Here is a 15,283-nt window from a genome sequence, read left to right on the forward strand (position 1 = left end):
CCAGCTCCTACCGCTGGGTCTTTTTTTGCTAGGTCTTTTTTTTAAGAAGACTGCCTGCCTCGCTGACCGCTTCCTGCACGGGCGAGTTTAAATCCCCATCTGCCTTGGTTTGCAACCTGGCAAAATCGTAGAGCGTTCTATCCGCCAAGTGCGATCGCGACACGTTCTGCATACTGGTAAAAATTCCCTCAATGCGTCCGGGGTGCTCGGCCTCCCAGGCTTGCAGCATCTGCTTAATACGGACACGCTGCAAATTTTCCTGGGATCCACAGAGGCTACAGGGAATCATCGGAAAGTTCTGAAGTTGAGCAAAGCGGGCAATGTCGGCCTCGGCGCAATAGGCCAGGGGGCGAATCACCATATGCTGCTGATTATCACTCAGGAGCTTGGGCGGCATCCCCTTCAGTTCCCCCTGGTAAAACATGTTTAAAAAGAGGGTCTCGACCATATCATCTCGATGATGGCCTAGGGCCAGGGTTCGGATTCCCTCCTCTGCAGCAATGCGATACAAAATTGCCCGGCGCAAGCGGGAACAAAGACCACAAAAGGTTTTGCCTGCGGGTATCACGCGGGTCACGGTGCTGTAGGTATCTTCCTCCACAATCCGGTAGGGAACCCCCACCGATTCCAGATAGTTGGGCAGCACATCCTTAGGAAATCCAGGCTGCTGCTGATCCAAATTTACCGCCAGCAGATCAAAGGAGATCGGAGCACTGCGCTGGAGGGCCATCAACAAATGGAGCAGGGTGTAGGAATCTTTGCCCCCGGAGAGACAAACCATAATGCGATCGCCGGGCTCAATCATGCGGTAGTCTCGAATAGCCCGGCCCACGGCCCCTCGCAACCGCTGTTCTAACTTACGGGCCATTTTGGTGGGTGAAAGCGAATGAAACTGAGCCATGGTTTAGAAAGAATCTTTAAAAACTAACTTACGTCATTGAGTTAGGAGAATCTCAGGGAAGGGCTGCTCAGGGAAGAGCCCCTGACCGGGAAAATCGCCGTTCTCAGCACAACTGTTCTGGAGAGAGTCTTTAATCGAGACTATTCTTCAGAGGCTATTCTAGCCTCTGTCTATTCCAGGGCCTGCTTCCCACAACGGTCATCCTGAGAATTTTTCAATTCCCAGGATGGGGAAGACAGGCTAGAATGTTAAGGAATTTTGCGAACCTTAAACAAAATGTTGCTTCCTGGATCGCTCCGACGCTGGAGTGATTCCCCCATAGGCAGCCCCTAAGTCCTTGCTTCTGTTGCCTCGTTCCAATATGAGCTTTCTCTATGCAATGCATCATTAACCGGCGCGCCGAGTTTTCCGCCAGTCACCGCTACTGGCTACCGGAACTCTCCCCTGAGGACAATCAACAACGCTTTGGCGCCTGTACTCGCTTTCCCGGTCATGGGCATAACTACGAGCTGTATGTTTCCATGATGGGTGAACTGGATGATTACGGCATGGTGTTGAATCTTTCGGAGGTTAAACACACCATTCGCCAGGAAGTCATTGACCCCCTCCATTTTTCTTACTTAAACGAGGTCTGGCCTGAATTTCAGGAAACCTTGCCCACCACGGAGGCCATGGCTCGCGTCATCTGGAACCGCCTGGCTCCGCACTTGCCCCTGGTCAAGATTCAATTGTTTGAAACCCCAAAACTCTGGGCTGAATACGAAGGAACTGGTATGAACGCATTTTTAACGGTTGGCACCCACTTTAGTGCGGCCCATCGGCTGGCACTGGACACCCTGTCCTACGAGGAAAACTGTGAGATTTATGGGAAATGTGCCCGTCCCCACGGCCATGGACATAATTATCACCTGGAGGTCACAGTCAGTGGCGAAATTAACCCGCGCACGGGCATGATTGTGGATTTAGTGGCCCTGGAACAGGCGATCGCCGATCATGTTGTTGAGCCCTTCGACCACACCTTCCTGAACAAGGACATTCCCTACTTTAAGACCGTGGTGCCCACGGCTGAAAATATTGCCCTGCGGATTGCAGATCTCTTGCAAACACCCATTGATCAGCTCGGCGCCACCCTCCACCGGATCAAGCTGGTAGAGAGCCCCAATAATTCCTGCGAAATTCTCTGTGACCAGCGCACAACCCGTCCCCGCGATTCCCAGCAGCTCGCTCAGGTCCCCGTACTTCGATAGATCCACCGCCCTCAGGATTAGGGCCAAGAACGCGCAAAAAAAAGAAGGTTAGAGGCCCTTCTTTTTTTTAATCGTGTTTTAATCGTGAATTTTAGGAGTTCAATCGTTTTAGGAGCTGCACAACTTAGATAACAGTCTGAGACAAGAACCGACTCAGGGGTTGCGTTGACCTAAAAAGCTGGCAACGATTGATCAGCAGCCCTGGGCTAGTAGGCCAGGGTCTCCAGGGTTTGTTTGAGATAGGTATGCACCAGATCGTCTAAATCTTCACCCTTAACCTGGGGGTTCAGGCCCTTGTCTAAGGCCCATCGATGGAAGCCGGAGGTGGTGGCGATCGCTTGCTTGAGTTGAGGCCAAAAGCTTTCGTCACCTTGAACCGACACTGAATCAGAGGAATACAACTTAAAGTTCATTACAGTTTCTCGTGCAGGGTGGAGTGATTTGCAGAAACTCAACGCCTCAACTAATCTAGCGCAAAGCCGTCAAGTTTTCACGGGACCCAAAGGTCTGATGGATCCTTTCCTAACATACCCAACCTTTTGGGCTGGGACTGTCACTCGTGATACGGATTCCCTTGACCCTCTTACCCTAACGCAGACTCCCTTAGCGATTCAATCTTCCTTTCAAAGTCGTCGCCCCCTCAGCAGCAAGAGCCCTAGGCGCCAGACAGACCTGATTTCTGCCCCCCGCTTTTGCGCGATAGAGGGCCTGATCCGCTTGGGTCAACAGCGCATGCTCCGAGGAGGCGGTACTGGGGAAGGTGGCACAGCCTAAGCTCGCTGTCACCTGAACTGACAGCGCCTCCGAAAGACGAATCGCCCCGGCAGCAATGCCCAAACACAGACGGTTGGCCACCACCTGAGCCTCCTCCAGATCTGCGTTGGGAAGAATCAGGGCAAATTCCTCCCCCCCAAAACGAGCCGCATGATCGCAGGGTCGGATCTCCCGCCGCAGCAGCGCGGAGACATAGCGCAGGGCTTCATCCCCCGATTGATGGCCATAGCGGTCGTTCAACGCTTTGAAATGATCTAGATCCACCATAATCATGGACACCGGCTGATTCTCGCGCAGGGCACGCTCAATTTCCATCTTGAGAATCCGGTTAAATTCGCGGCGATTGAGTAACTCCGTGAGACCGTCCAGGGTCGCCAGGCGCTGCAGCTGTTGCTGGCTTTCTTCAAGGCGCTGGGCCATAGCATTCATGGCCGTTGCCAGCTGGGCCAGTTCATCCTCAGTCTCCAGATGAATGCGAAATCCCAGGTCTCCCTCCCGAAAGTGATAGAGTCCGGCCTTGAGTTGGCCCACCGGTTTTAAAATCGAGCGGGTAATAAACCAGGCAGACACCATGGTAATCACCAACAGCATGAGAATAAAGATCAAAATCATCAGGCGAAACTGTCGCTTCATCGCCTCCACTTTTTGCATATTCTCGCGGGCGCTCCAGGAGGTGAGAGAATAATGGATAGTTCTAACCCCCGTCAGCGCATCTTGAAAGTAGCGCTGGGCTTGCCGCTGCTGCATTAGTCTTTCCCTGGGGTTTTCCAGGGCCGGATCTACCCAAAATTGATGCAGCGACTCAAATCCCTGGTTAATATTTTTCTCAATCGAAGTGAGCAGAGATTGCTGCACCGAGATCTGCACTGGCATTTGAGCAACCATCATCAAATCCCGATCGATCGCCCGCTTTAAAACCTCCAATTCCCCTCGGGTGGGCTGCGATTTCAGCTGAGCCGGGTCTAAATTTTCCACAAATAGGGTGGCATCGGTAATGCTGTTATCTAAGGACACCAGCGGGAACAGCACCTCCAGTCGCGCCTCCTCTGTCACTCCAAAGCTAGAGATGGCTTCCTGAAAAAAAAATAGGGTCCAAGAACCCATCAACACAATTGGCAAAACCGTCGACCCAATCCCTAGAAAAAGTCGAGTCCTTAGGGTCCTTTTTAGGACGATTTTGCGCATCGAGTCGGTTTTGCCCTGATTACCTGAAAAATCAATGGGATTGATGGTCTCACTACACCGTACAAACTTGTTTTAGGCAAAGGAAGCAGAGGTTAAGCCTCAAGGCAGATCCAATCCAGTTAGGCTGGCGCACCTCGACCAGTCCACGGTGTGTGGGTCTTGTAGTTAGGATGCCCGACTGCCAAGATGAGCGACCTTGTCTCTCAGAATTTAGATCCAGAGCCTTCAACGGAGAGGGGGGGATTCGAACCCCCGTTAGGTGTGACCCTAAAACAGATTTCGAGTCTGCCGCATTCAACCACTCTGCCACCTCTCCAAGCTGCGCTCCCGTCAAGATGGACACCTCAGGAGCCTAATCCATACTAATCGATGGCGGAAACTCTGCCTAGTCTCTAGCGTCCATAGCCAATTTACAGACCAGATCACAAACCAGATCACAAACCAGATTACAGGAGCAGATGGCTGGTGTCGTTGGGAGGAATGGCGAGTTGAAAGCCGGACCGAGGGCGCCACTGAATTGCGCCATCTCGCTGGGTCCAGAACACCTGTTTTGCCTGTTTCACCTGGCTTTTAAGCTGCTCAACGGCTTCTGGGTCAGCCTGTTGATTAGAGACCAGAATGACCTCCGGCCCCATGGCTGCGATCGCCTCTAGATCCCAGCGAGCCCCGGTAATCCATAGAAGCTGAATCGGCGGCATCTCCTGATCCTGGAGCCAGGTGGCCAATCCCGCCTCCTGCGACTCACTCATCATCACCCCCGTGAGCTGGGCCAGGCGAAACTGAACCAAGGGGGGATCATTGCGCAGGATTTTCACCTCACTGCTGCCCAAGCGGGCCGTGTCCTCCGGCAGCAATGGCTGCCATCGCACTTTGCGCTGAAGCGCCACCACTTGCTGATGCAGCGATTCGAGGGACTGGGGCGACACGGGGCTGAAGGTGCCGACGCGAATGCGCCGTCCCATTTCTCGCCAACCTGCCTGAGCCTCGGGTCTGAGGTCAGTGGCGATCGCCAGATCAACGCGATTAATGCCCTGCTGCTGTAGATAGGGAAGAACCGTCAGCTGGGACTGCTGGGCATTGCCACTGTTGAACAGGACCGTAGTTCGGGGTTCTTGAATCACCATAATCGGACTGCTGCCGGCCTCAAACACCGTTAGCTGCTGCAGGGACCCCTGGGCTGTCCAAATGGGCAAAATCGTTAACCCCAGGGTCAGTCCCAGGGCAAATTTCCAATGTCGCTGCCACCAGGGCAACCGCCATACTGCGAGAATAATCCCATACCAAAGCAGAAGCTGCCATACCGAAATACTGCCCACAGCCCAGGTTCGGCCAGGAAGCTGATTGAACCTTTCCACAATCCAAATCAGGACCTGGGTGGGCAGGGCAACTCCGACGGCCACAGCACTCCCCAAGGGTGGAAATAGCGCAGCCAAGAGCCCACTGAAACATCCGCCCAAGGTGACCACAGATAATAGTGGCGTGGTGACTAAATTGGCCAACAGAGCATAGGTCGGAACCACCCCAAAGCTATGCAGCTGAAGGGGCAGCGTCCAGATCATCGCCGCGAGGGGCACCGCGACCATGGAGGCCAGCGCAGGCGGCAGTGCATCCAAGCGTTTCTGCAGGGGCGGCACAGAGACGATGAGGCCAAAGGTGGCCAAAAAGCTCAGCTGAAAGCCCAAGTCCCAAATCCACAGGGGTTGAACCAGGAGCATCCCAAAGGCGATCAAGATTAAAATTGGTACAGGCTTCATCTTTCGTCCGAGCACCAGCGCCACCAAGCCGGCTAACCCCATCAACACGGCCCGCACCACCGAGGCCTCCAGGCCACTGAGTCCCACAAACAGAAGCAAGGCGCTACTGCCAAGGCCAAACTGGGCCACGAGAGGCAGCGATCGCAGAACGCTTAAGAGACAAGCCAAAATTAAGGAAACCTGAAAGCCCGAGGCCGCTAGAGCATGGGCTAACCCCACCTGAATAAACTGATCTTGCAGGGCATAGGGTAAATCCACGGCCTGCTTGCCCAGCACCATGGCTCCCATCAGTGGTCCAGCAGGCCCCGAAACCCAGGCTTGCTGAGCCTGAACAATTTTACGCTGGAGCCGCCAGATGCCCGAATTTGCCTGGGTATCAATGATCTCCAGGGTTTCTGCGCTCATTCCCGAAAAGCTGTGCTGCCGCGCGAGCCAACTGGCAAAGTCAAAGCCCCCTGGATTGGTCACGGACTTAGGTCGATAAATCCGCCCGGTCGCCCGCACCGTTTGCCCAGGGAGCAAATCCGCCACGACATCGGGAGGAACGGTCAGGTAAACTCGTCCAGAAACCGACTGGGACGCCTGGGAACTGGCTTGATCCGCGCCGGATGGGACCAGGGATTGGGCAATCAGCCACACGCGAACGCGATCGCTCCGGGTGAGCCGCGGCAGACTCTCTACTTTCCCCTGCAGCTGATATAAAGCCGCAGGATTTTCAGGATTCAGCCGATCCGCAACCTGCCCCACTTCGGTCTGAGTCGGTTGCGGCATGCGAAACTGCACATAGAAGGAGGCCGCCAATCCCACCACGCCAAGCAAGATCCAGGTGGAAGCCCGAGGTCCACGCCGCAGGGTTGCCGTAGGCATTCCCCAGCGGAGGATGGCAATGAAAAGACCCAGTCCCAGGACCATGAATCCCCCCCAGGGTAGCCCCCCAAACAGGAGGCCCAGAATAAACCAGAGGTAGACAAAAACAGCGCTACTGTAGAGCATAGTGCGAAACGCCCCTTTGAATGACAGTCCTCACAAGCGTCCTCATAACAGTCCTTTCCCCTTCTCTATGCTGCCAACTCCCAAGGCCACCTTTTCCTCAGAGAAAAACGGTCGAGATTGAGTACAACCTCGACCATCAAGCTGATTATCCGCTAAAGCTGGAGCGGCGATCGATCCAAATTGAAGGGTTTAAGTCCCCAATTTAAATCGATAATCCCAACCGCACACCTAACACTGCATGAACAACAAAAACCCCCAGAGCTACGGACCCCAAATAGGCATGAACCGTCCTCAGAGTCCCCCCTTGACCAAATTTCATTGCCGCCAACAGTCCATTGCTGGCCAGCAAACCGATAATGGCCGTTCCCGTCCAAAAATGAGGACTCGAAAGCAAGGGCTGCTTTTGCATCACCAAGGATAGAATTCCGCCAGTGTAGCCCATGGCAATAAAGGCAAACATCAAGGGCGCAACCTGACGGTGGGCTGTTCGTTGCGGCTGGCTGTCCTCAGACTGCTTAGCCCTCAGACGCGCCTGCCAGCCAGTCCAGCCCACGTAGCCGCCCATCACAAACAGGACAATGCCCATCATCACAGGATGGCCCCAATGCACAATGGGGTCAGGCATCGACAGCGACCGAAACCAGGCGGCCAGAGGCTCTAAGGTGCGACTTAACTGCTCACTAAAACGTTCCATCTCTAACTCAACCGCCCTAAAGATTACGACATGTCTAAAATATTACGACATGTAAAGTACTCTAGAGGAAGGCCTCCACCACCCACAGCTTGGACAATAAGGGGAGAGACGTCTGACAATTCACCACCTGTCCGTCCTGGATTTGAATTTCAACATGGTACATTTTGGGCTCAAGATAGGTGTGACAGAAGCTGTGCAAACCGCTGCGAGGCGTCACCGTCACCAGCATGGATCCCTGGGCCTCCGTGGGAAGCATCTCAAACTTAAAGCGATCTGGCTGCACAGCCTGAATCTTCAGCGTCTTTGACCCAACTTGAACCTCCGTCGCCTGCACAGGGGTTTGGCCCACATTGGTGACCCGTAGCGTTGAATGGCGCAGCCAGAGAGCGTTGGGAAGCAACAGGGCCAGGCCCGCTAAGACCACCGTGGTGGTGGACAGACTCACCGCAATCAACTTGAGATTCATAGGGACTGAAAACACAGGAATGGGAGTGGAAGAAGATTCCCAGGGGGAACCGCATCGAAGCCGAATGTGGCTGGATTGTAATCGATGTTTCTGAAATTGAAAAGGGCGTTGGTCCAAGGTGCGGCCCCCCGCCAAAAACGCTGACCCATTGCCGCCCTGTCCCTGGGGACCGCTATGATAGGAAGATTGCTAATTTTTAATCACTTCAAGCCTGCCAGGACCCTACCCAACGCTATGACTGCTTCCCACCGCCGCTATCACATCACCACCTTTGGATGCCAGATGAACAAGGCTGATTCAGAGCGGATGGCTGGCATTATGGAGGATATGGGCTTTCAATGGTCACCCCTGCCCGAGGAGGCCGATGTGGTGCTCTATAACACCTGCACAATCCGCGATAATGCGGAGCAAAAAGTTTATTCTTACCTGGGTCGGCAGGCCAAGCGCAAGCAGGAAAATCCCCATCTAACCCTGGTGCTTGCCGGGTGCGTCGCCCAACAGGAGGGGGAGGCCCTCCTACGTCGAGTTCCAGAACTGGACCTAGTCATGGGGCCTCAATATGCCAATCAGTTAGATAGCCTCTTGGAGCAAGTTTTTGCGGGCAACCAGGTGGTGGCCACCGATCCGGTGCACATCATGGAAGATATTACCAAGCCGCGTCGGGATAGCTCGGTGAGCGCTTGGGTCAATGTGATCTACGGTTGTAACGAGCGCTGTACCTACTGTGTGGTTCCAGGGGTCCGGGGAGTGGAGCAGTCTAGAACCCCGGAAGCCATTCGAGCGGAGATGGAATCCCTGGGTGAGCAGGGCTTTCGAGAGGTGACGCTTTTAGGTCAAAACATCGATGCCTATGGTCGAGACCTGCCGGGGTCCAAGCCCGATGGCAGTCATCGGCACACCTTTACGGACCTGCTCTATGCCGTTCATGATGTGCCCGGAATCGAGCGCATCCGGTTTGCGACAAGCCATCCGCGGTATTTCACGGAGCGCCTAATTCGTGCCTGTGCAGAACTGCCCAAGGTCTGCGAACATTTTCATATTCCCTTCCAGTCTGGGGACAATGACGTGCTGAAGGCCATGGGGCGAGGCTATACCCACCAGAAATACCGACGCATTGTCCAAACCATTCGGGAGGCTATGCCCGATGCAGCCATCAGTGCCGATGCCATTGTGGGATTTCCGGGGGAAACTGAAGCGCAGTTTGAACAAACGCTGCAGCTGGTGGCTGATTTAGAGTTTGATCTACTCAACACGGCTGCCTATTCCCCACGTCCGGGCACGCCAGCGGCTCACTGGGATGGGCAGGTTCCCGAGGCGGTGAAGCAAGATCGGCTACAGCGGCTGAATCACCTGGTCAATCAAAAGGCGGCCGATCGATCCCAGCGCTATCTCGGACGCACCGAAACGGTCCTGGTTGAGGCGGTGAATCCCAAGAATCCAGATCAGGTCATGGGGCGGACCCGTGGCAACCGGCTCACCTTTTTCACCGGATCCATCGCTGAACTCCAAGGGCAGATCGTTGCCGTCAAAATCACTCAGGTGCGTCCCTTTAGCTTGACCGGGGAGGCACTGATTCCCGTCTCTCCCTAGGGAGCAATCCCTGGGCAGGCTCCCCGGCCTGGGAGTTTCGCTATAAACTAGGGGAGATTCTAGGAGTTGTGGACCGGATGGGTCGAGATCAGCGCCATAAGATCTGTTTAAACGAGGTGTATCCCTGTCCCTGCAAGCTCAAGGGGCACCTCAAGGAGCTGTTTTTAGTAGAAGCCTTTGGCTGCGATCGCTGTCAGCAAATTTTTGTGCTGCAGCCGGATCAGTACACCATTCAGCAGCTCCCCACGGCCTATCCCTACCGCCGCACCTGGGAATGGACCGGCACCGAATGGCGATCGCCCTACCGCCCGAAGCGCTATCCACCCTGGCTGTTGGGGGCCGGATTTTTCTTTATCATTCTGCTTCCCCTGGGATTGTTTCTGTCGCTCCTGCTCCACACACCGGTCAATCTGGGCATGGTAGTCTTAGTGGGGCTGGCCGTTGGGTTACCCCTGATCGGCCTCTTGCTACTCATACAGTTGCGTCGGCGTTAATCCCAGAGCCTATGGAGAGTTCTTCCACCTCACTCGACGAAAAGGCCCTCCTGCAACGGGTAGGGGAGGCGGCAATCGAGCTGCAACGACTGCCGCTCTCTGTGCGCGAGCGGGGGATTGCAGTGCTCACCCAAACCTTTCAGGCTGAAATGAACCAGGTGTTGGAGGCCAACACCCTGGACTTAGAAACGAGCCGCGATTTGGGAGTCCCAGGGATTTTGCTAAACTGGCTCAAGCTGACGCCCGACCGGCTCCAGCAGGTTATCCCCCTGCTCAATCGGCTGCTGAGCTCTCCCACGCCAAAGCTTTCGAGCGGATACGGCTTAACCCAAGCCTCCACTCTGGTGCATCGACTGCCCATTGGCGTCATCGCGCTCATTTATGAAGCGTTACCGGAGCTGGCGCTGATTTTAGCAGCCATGTGTATTAAGACCGGCAATGGGCTCCTGCTGCGCGGCGGGGCCGAAACCAGCCATTCAAACGCCGCGATCGCCTCCCTGATTCAGCGATCCCTAACCCAGGCAAAGTTACCCGCCGACGCCATTATCGCCCTCGCGGCAGATCCAAACCATCCCCTTGACAACCTCCTTGCCCATCCAGAGAGTCTAGATCTGGTCATTCCCTACGGGCGCACCTCCCTGGTAGATCGCGTGGTTAAGCTCTCCCAGGTGCCGGTGGTGCAAACCTGCATTGGCAACTGCTACCTGTTCTGGTCCCACACGGGATCGGTGGACAGCGTTGAAAGCGTCATCCTCACCAGCCACCGCGGTCATCCAGAGGCCGTCAATGCGGTGGAGAAGATTTTAATCCCCAGCAATCTTCAGCGTCCCCTGTTAACACTTCTGTGGGACAACCTGGAAGAGAAGGGATTTGAGATTCAACTCGACCAGGAACTGTGCGACGAGTTCCCTGAATTTCGGCCCTTTGACCCCAAGTCCTGGGGAAAGCCTTCCTTTCAAAAGGTGCTTGCCTTCAAGCTGGTGGCCGACCTGCCCCAGGCCATTACCTGGATTAACACCCACAGCAGTGGCCATGCAGACTGCATCGTGACCGATTCTTACAAGGAAACCCAGCAGTTTTTGCAAGGGGTTAAAAGCTCAACGGTCTTTGTCAATCAATCGCCCGAATTTTCCCGGCTGCACAGCAGTCCAAGCGGCACCGTGGCCTTTTGCATGGGCAAGTTTGGCGGTGCGCGTCACGGCGTGATTGATCTCAACTCACTGCTGATGGAGCAGCACGTCTTTCAGGGCGAGGCCCTCGTCAGTCGCTAGGGCTGCCCTCCCCGCGGCGTCGAATCATCCTCTGACCAATCATCGGGTTTAAGTTCTTCGCGAAATCCTCGCAGGGACTGCCCCAGGGATTTACCCAACTGGGGTAATTTCTTTGGCCCAAACACAAGAATTGCCGCTAGAACCACCAGACCCACTTCCAACCAACCTAATCTGAACACAGGCGCTGTCCCTCATTAAAGGTGTAAACTCCCTCACTGCAGATGCCCACTGGACAGGGGGGCCACCCGGAGCCGCCCTCCCCATCCAGCCCATTCTTCTCCTAAGCCGCAGATTCGCGTCGCAGGGCAATCTCAATTTGTTTAAACTCTTGCTCCAGACGCTTCTTCAACTTGTCTGGGATGGGGCGATTGGGCGAAGAGTTATAGTGGCTAGCCAGACCGTTCAGGGCCGTGGCCATGGTCATAAAGGACTGGGAGCCAGAAATTTTGGCATCGCGACGATAGCGTGAGATATAGCTATTGATTAACCCCTTCGCTTCGGCCTGGGCGGCACTCTTGTCGGGCGAATCATCGGGAAGGTCGAGGGCAGTCCTCAGGCTTTCAACCACCGCAATGGTATCTTCTCGATAGTCGCCGGACAGCCCCTGCGGAACATTGGCTGAACAGCCCACCAGGAAGATTGAGGCGACCAACAACAAACTGACAACGCGCGACAGGATGCGTTTAAACATAGCTAACTTTTTCCGATATTGACCCAACGCTTACAGAATAAACTATCCAGCTGTTGAATAGGATTAAGTTAGGATTTTGGGGTGTCCTTTCTCAGGAAACCCCATGTCCCCTCGTTCGGGTTATACTCTGCCGGTGTTTGCCTGTGCCGCGGCGATCGCGGCCTTGGACTGCCTGGAAAATTCCCCGCCTCCATCCCAGGTGGCGTTTCATTTAATCCAACCCGATCAGTGGGTCACCATTCCCATTGAGCAGGCCGCCCGGCTCAGCGACCAGGAAGCTCTGGCAATCACCCGCAGCGATCCCGGCGAGAATCTAGACCTGACTCGCCACACCCCCATCTGGGCCAGGGTGGAACGCAGATCCTCGGCGCAGGGCGATCCCGTTGTGCTTGTGGGCGGAGAGGGAATCGGTCGTCGGACCCCCCAGGACTCTTCACAGACTGAGGCTGCGATCTATGGCTACGCACAGCAACTCATTACCCAAACCCTGTCCCAGCGCCTGGAAAAGGGGCAGTATATTCGCGTAACCGTTATTTTGCCCGAGGGCCGGGCACTGGCGCGGCGCACCTCCAACGAAGCCTTTGGCATCGTCGAGGGCCTGTCCCTCCTGGGCACCTCGGGCCTCTCTCAACCCTTAAGTGCGCCCGATCAACTCCGCAATTTTCAAACAGACCTGGTGCAGAAGGCCCAGCAGGGAAAGCCGCTGGTGCTTTGCATAGGCGAAAATGGCCTCAACCTGGCACTCAGTCTAGGAATTTCCCCCAACCTCTGCGTTAAGAGCGCAAACTGGCTGGGTCCGCTTTTAGTCCTGGCTGGAGAGCAGCACGTTCCGGCCCTTCTCCTACTGGGCTACCACGGGAAGTTAATCAAGCTGGCAGGGGGCATCTTCCACACCCACCATCACTTGGCCGACGGGCGTCAGGAAATTCTGGCCGCCATCGCCGCAAGCCAGGGCCTGGGACAGCGGGAGGTCACCCGGTTACTGGACGCAGAAACGGTTGAAGCGGGGCTGAACTATTTAAAAACGATCCCGCCCGCTGGGCTAGAGTCCTGGGCGGATCGGATTTATCAGGAAATCACCCGTCGCATTGAGGCGCGATCGCAGCGCTATATCGAAATCCATAGCAGCCATTGCCTGCCCGTGGGCTGTCTTTTGTTTAATCGAGCCCGGCAAATCTTTACCCAGGGTCCGCAAGGTCAGCAAATTCTCGGAAAGATTTTGTCAGGGATGGGGTAAATGTCCTAAACTGAGGAAATATCAAAAATCCTTATAGTATAAGCACTTTACAATAAACGGCCCAATGCTCCAGCGAACTTCCTGGAAGCCACCGGTGAGGGAAGCTTGGGGGCAACGCCTGGGAAATCGGACCAGGGCAATCGTAAAGGTTCGAGTTGGGGAAAGTCCCCCTGCAGAGGGTGTAGTATTTGCGGCTGGGTTCTACCCTCACGCCATCCTCCCAGTTGATCGTTCGGCGTGCCTTTTTAGCGACTTCCGTTCAGCGATCCCTCCGGGCCACTTCACCATAGCCATTTGCCGCCGTTATCCGTCCCCTTCCTCTACCGTTGCACCATGACCTCCGCAATGCCTCAAGTGTCCTCCCCCCAACCGGCTTCCTCCGAAGCTTCTAACAGCCCCAAACTGGGCGATCGCCAGATGATCGCCATCCTCGATTTTGGATCTCAGTATTCGGAACTGATTGCCCGACGGATTCGGGAAACCAGCGTTTATTCTGAGGTGCTTTCCTATCGCACCTCCGCAGCGCAGCTGCAACAGCTCAATCCTAAAGGCATTATTCTCTCCGGTGGCCCCAGTTCCGTCTATGCCGAGCACGCCCCCGTTTGCGATCCCGAGATCTGGCAACTCGGCATCCCGATCCTGGGCGTCTGCTACGGGATGCAGTTGATGGTGCAGCAGTTAGGCGGGCGCGTGGAGCAATCGGAGCGCGGCGAATACGGCAAAGCGGCCCTTCACATTGACGATCCCACAGATTTGCTCACCAACGTCGAGAACGAGTCAATTATGTGGATGAGCCACGGCGATTCCGTCACCCAGCTTCCCCCAGGGTTTCAGGTCCTGGCCCACACTCACAATACCCCCTCGGCAGCCATCGCTGAGCATGAGCGCCGTCTATTTGGAGTCCAGTTTCACCCAGAGGTCGTTCATTCCCAAGGCGGTCTTGCCCTCATCCGCAACTTTGTCTATCACATCTGTGAATGCGAACCCAATTGGACCACCGAAGCCTTCGTGGATGAGGCCATTCGAGAGGTGCGCGCCCGCGTCGGCGACAAGCGCGTGCTGCTGGCGCTCTCGGGCGGGGTCGATTCTTCCACCCTGGCTTTTTTACTGCATCGGGCCATTGGCGACCAACTCACCTGCATGTTCATTGACCAGGGCTTCATGCGCAAGAACGAGCCGGAGCGGCTGGTGAAGCTTTTTAAGGAGCAGTTTCATATTGAGGTGGAATATGTGAATGCCCGCGATCGCTTTTTGGAAAAGCTGCAGGGGGTTACGGACCCAGAGGAGAAGCGCAAGCGCATCGGGCATGAATTTATCCGGGTCTTCGAAGCGGAGTCCACTCGCCTTGGCCCCTTTGACTACCTGGCCCAGGGCACTCTCTATCCTGACGTCATCGAATCAGCCGACACCAACGTTGACCCTAAAACCGGTGAGCGAGTCGCAGTTAAGATTAAGAGTCATCACAACGTCGGCGGGTTGCCCAAGAATCTGCAATTTAAGCTGGTCGAGCCGCTCCGCAAGCTCTTTAAAGACGAGGTGCGCAACGTGGGGCGATCTCTAGGGCTGCCGGAGGAAATCGTACGGCGCCACCCCTTTCCCGGCCCTGGCCTTGCCATTCGCATCATTGGCGAGGTCACGAAGGAACGCCTCAAAATTTTGCGCAACGCCGACTATATTGTTCGCCAAGAAATTAATCAGTCGGGCAAATACCATGACTTTTGGCAGGCCTTTGCGGTGCTGTTGCCAGTGCGCAGCGTTGGGGTCATGGGCGATCAGCGCACCTATGCCTTCCCCGTGGTGCTCCGACTGGTCAGTAGTGAAGACGGCATGACCGCCGACTGGTCGCGCGCGCCCTACGATCTCCTGGAAAAGATTTCCAATCGAATTGTCAATGAGGTCAAGGGTGTGAATCGCGTGGTGTACGACATCACCTCTAAACCCCCAGGAACCATTGAGTGGGAATAGAACAGTCCCCCTCTAGGCCGC

The 15,283-nt window shown here is 55.3% G+C and carries 14 protein-coding genes and 1 tRNA gene; 6 read left to right on the top strand and 9 right to left on the bottom strand.

Annotated features, from left to right (window positions below; all coding sequences use genetic code 11):
- Positions 1-28: 28 nt before the first annotated feature.
- On the bottom strand, positions 29-901 hold the full coding sequence (gene ttcA / locus QQ91_RS20285; RefSeq protein WP_166277861.1) for a tRNA 2-thiocytidine(32) synthetase TtcA: 873 nt from the start codon (positions 899-901) through the stop codon (positions 29-31).
- A gap of 374 nt (positions 902-1,275) precedes the next feature.
- On the opposite strand from ttcA, the gene QQ91_RS20290 reads away from it, so the two are divergent.
- The gene (locus QQ91_RS20290; protein ID WP_166277864.1) at positions 1,276-2,148 is read left to right on the top strand and encodes a 6-carboxytetrahydropterin synthase; all 873 of its coding nucleotides are present in this window, start codon (positions 1,276-1,278) and stop codon (positions 2,146-2,148) included.
- A 206-nt stretch (positions 2,149-2,354) separates the two neighbouring features.
- Here the strand turns inward: QQ91_RS20290 and QQ91_RS20295 are convergent, their stop codons facing one another.
- The 6 genes from QQ91_RS20295 to QQ91_RS20320 all read right to left on the bottom strand — a co-directional run bounded on the left by QQ91_RS20295 (position 2,355) and on the right by QQ91_RS20320 (position 8,014).
- Positions 2,355-2,561: a hypothetical protein gene (locus QQ91_RS20295; RefSeq protein ID WP_166277866.1), complete on the bottom strand. Its 207-nt coding sequence runs from the start codon at positions 2,559-2,561 to the stop codon at positions 2,355-2,357.
- A 190-nt stretch (positions 2,562-2,751) separates the two neighbouring features.
- The gene (locus QQ91_RS20300) at positions 2,752-4,026 is read right to left on the bottom strand and encodes a sensor domain-containing diguanylate cyclase (protein ID WP_166277869.1); all 1,275 of its coding nucleotides are present in this window, start codon (positions 4,024-4,026) and stop codon (positions 2,752-2,754) included.
- Between the two features lie 310 nt (positions 4,027-4,336).
- Positions 4,337-4,423 (bottom strand) — tRNA-Ser (locus tag QQ91_RS20305).
- Between the two features lie 130 nt (positions 4,424-4,553).
- The gene (locus tag QQ91_RS20310) at positions 4,554-6,854 is read right to left on the bottom strand and encodes a ComEC/Rec2 family competence protein (protein ID WP_166277872.1); all 2,301 of its coding nucleotides are present in this window, start codon (positions 6,852-6,854) and stop codon (positions 4,554-4,556) included.
- Between the two features lie 202 nt (positions 6,855-7,056).
- A complete protein-coding gene (locus tag QQ91_RS20315; protein WP_166277875.1) occupies positions 7,057-7,548 on the bottom strand; it encodes a DUF4079 domain-containing protein in 492 nt (163 codons plus the stop codon).
- Between the two features lie 61 nt (positions 7,549-7,609).
- Complete coding sequence (locus tag QQ91_RS20320) at positions 7,610-8,014, bottom strand: hypothetical protein (RefSeq protein WP_166277878.1); 405 nt, start codon at positions 8,012-8,014, stop codon at positions 7,610-7,612.
- Positions 8,015-8,248: 234 nt separating this feature from the next.
- Between QQ91_RS20320 and miaB the strand changes: the two genes are divergently transcribed.
- The 3 genes from miaB to QQ91_RS20335 all read left to right on the top strand — a co-directional run bounded on the left by miaB (position 8,249) and on the right by QQ91_RS20335 (position 11,369).
- Positions 8,249-9,604: a tRNA (N6-isopentenyl adenosine(37)-C2)-methylthiotransferase MiaB gene (miaB, locus tag QQ91_RS20325; protein WP_166277881.1), complete on the top strand. Its 1,356-nt coding sequence runs from the start codon at positions 8,249-8,251 to the stop codon at positions 9,602-9,604.
- 77 nt (positions 9,605-9,681) lie between these two features.
- On the top strand, positions 9,682-10,098 hold the full coding sequence (locus QQ91_RS20330; protein WP_166277884.1) for a hypothetical protein: 417 nt from the start codon (positions 9,682-9,684) through the stop codon (positions 10,096-10,098).
- Between the two features lie 11 nt (positions 10,099-10,109).
- The gene (locus QQ91_RS20335; RefSeq protein ID WP_166277887.1) at positions 10,110-11,369 is read left to right on the top strand and encodes an aldehyde dehydrogenase family protein; all 1,260 of its coding nucleotides are present in this window, start codon (positions 10,110-10,112) and stop codon (positions 11,367-11,369) included.
- Here the strand turns inward: QQ91_RS20335 and QQ91_RS20340 are convergent.
- Positions 11,366-11,548: a Sec-independent protein translocase subunit TatA/TatB gene (locus QQ91_RS20340; protein WP_166277890.1), complete on the bottom strand. Its 183-nt coding sequence runs from the start codon at positions 11,546-11,548 to the stop codon at positions 11,366-11,368. The two genes, QQ91_RS20335 and QQ91_RS20340, sit on opposite strands and share 4 nt — an antisense overlap.
- 101 nt (positions 11,549-11,649) lie before the next feature.
- Entirely contained in the window at positions 11,650-12,060 is a 411-nt protein-coding gene (gene psb27 / locus QQ91_RS20345; protein ID WP_166277893.1) for a photosystem II protein Psb27, read from the bottom strand.
- Positions 12,061-12,163: 103 nt separating this feature from the next.
- Between psb27 and cbiD the strand changes: the two genes are divergently transcribed.
- Entirely contained in the window at positions 12,164-13,297 is a 1,134-nt protein-coding gene (gene cbiD, locus QQ91_RS20350; protein ID WP_166277896.1) for a cobalt-precorrin-5B (C(1))-methyltransferase CbiD, read from the top strand.
- A gap of 345 nt (positions 13,298-13,642) precedes the next feature.
- The gene (gene guaA, locus QQ91_RS20355) at positions 13,643-15,262 is read left to right on the top strand and encodes a glutamine-hydrolyzing GMP synthase (RefSeq protein WP_166278094.1); all 1,620 of its coding nucleotides are present in this window, start codon (positions 13,643-13,645) and stop codon (positions 15,260-15,262) included.
- Positions 15,263-15,283 lie beyond the last annotated feature (21 nt).

This window comes from Lyngbya confervoides BDU141951 (assembly GCF_000817775.3).
Classification (GTDB): Bacteria; Cyanobacteriota; Cyanobacteriia; order Thermosynechococcales; family Thermosynechococcaceae; genus Lyngbya; species Lyngbya confervoides.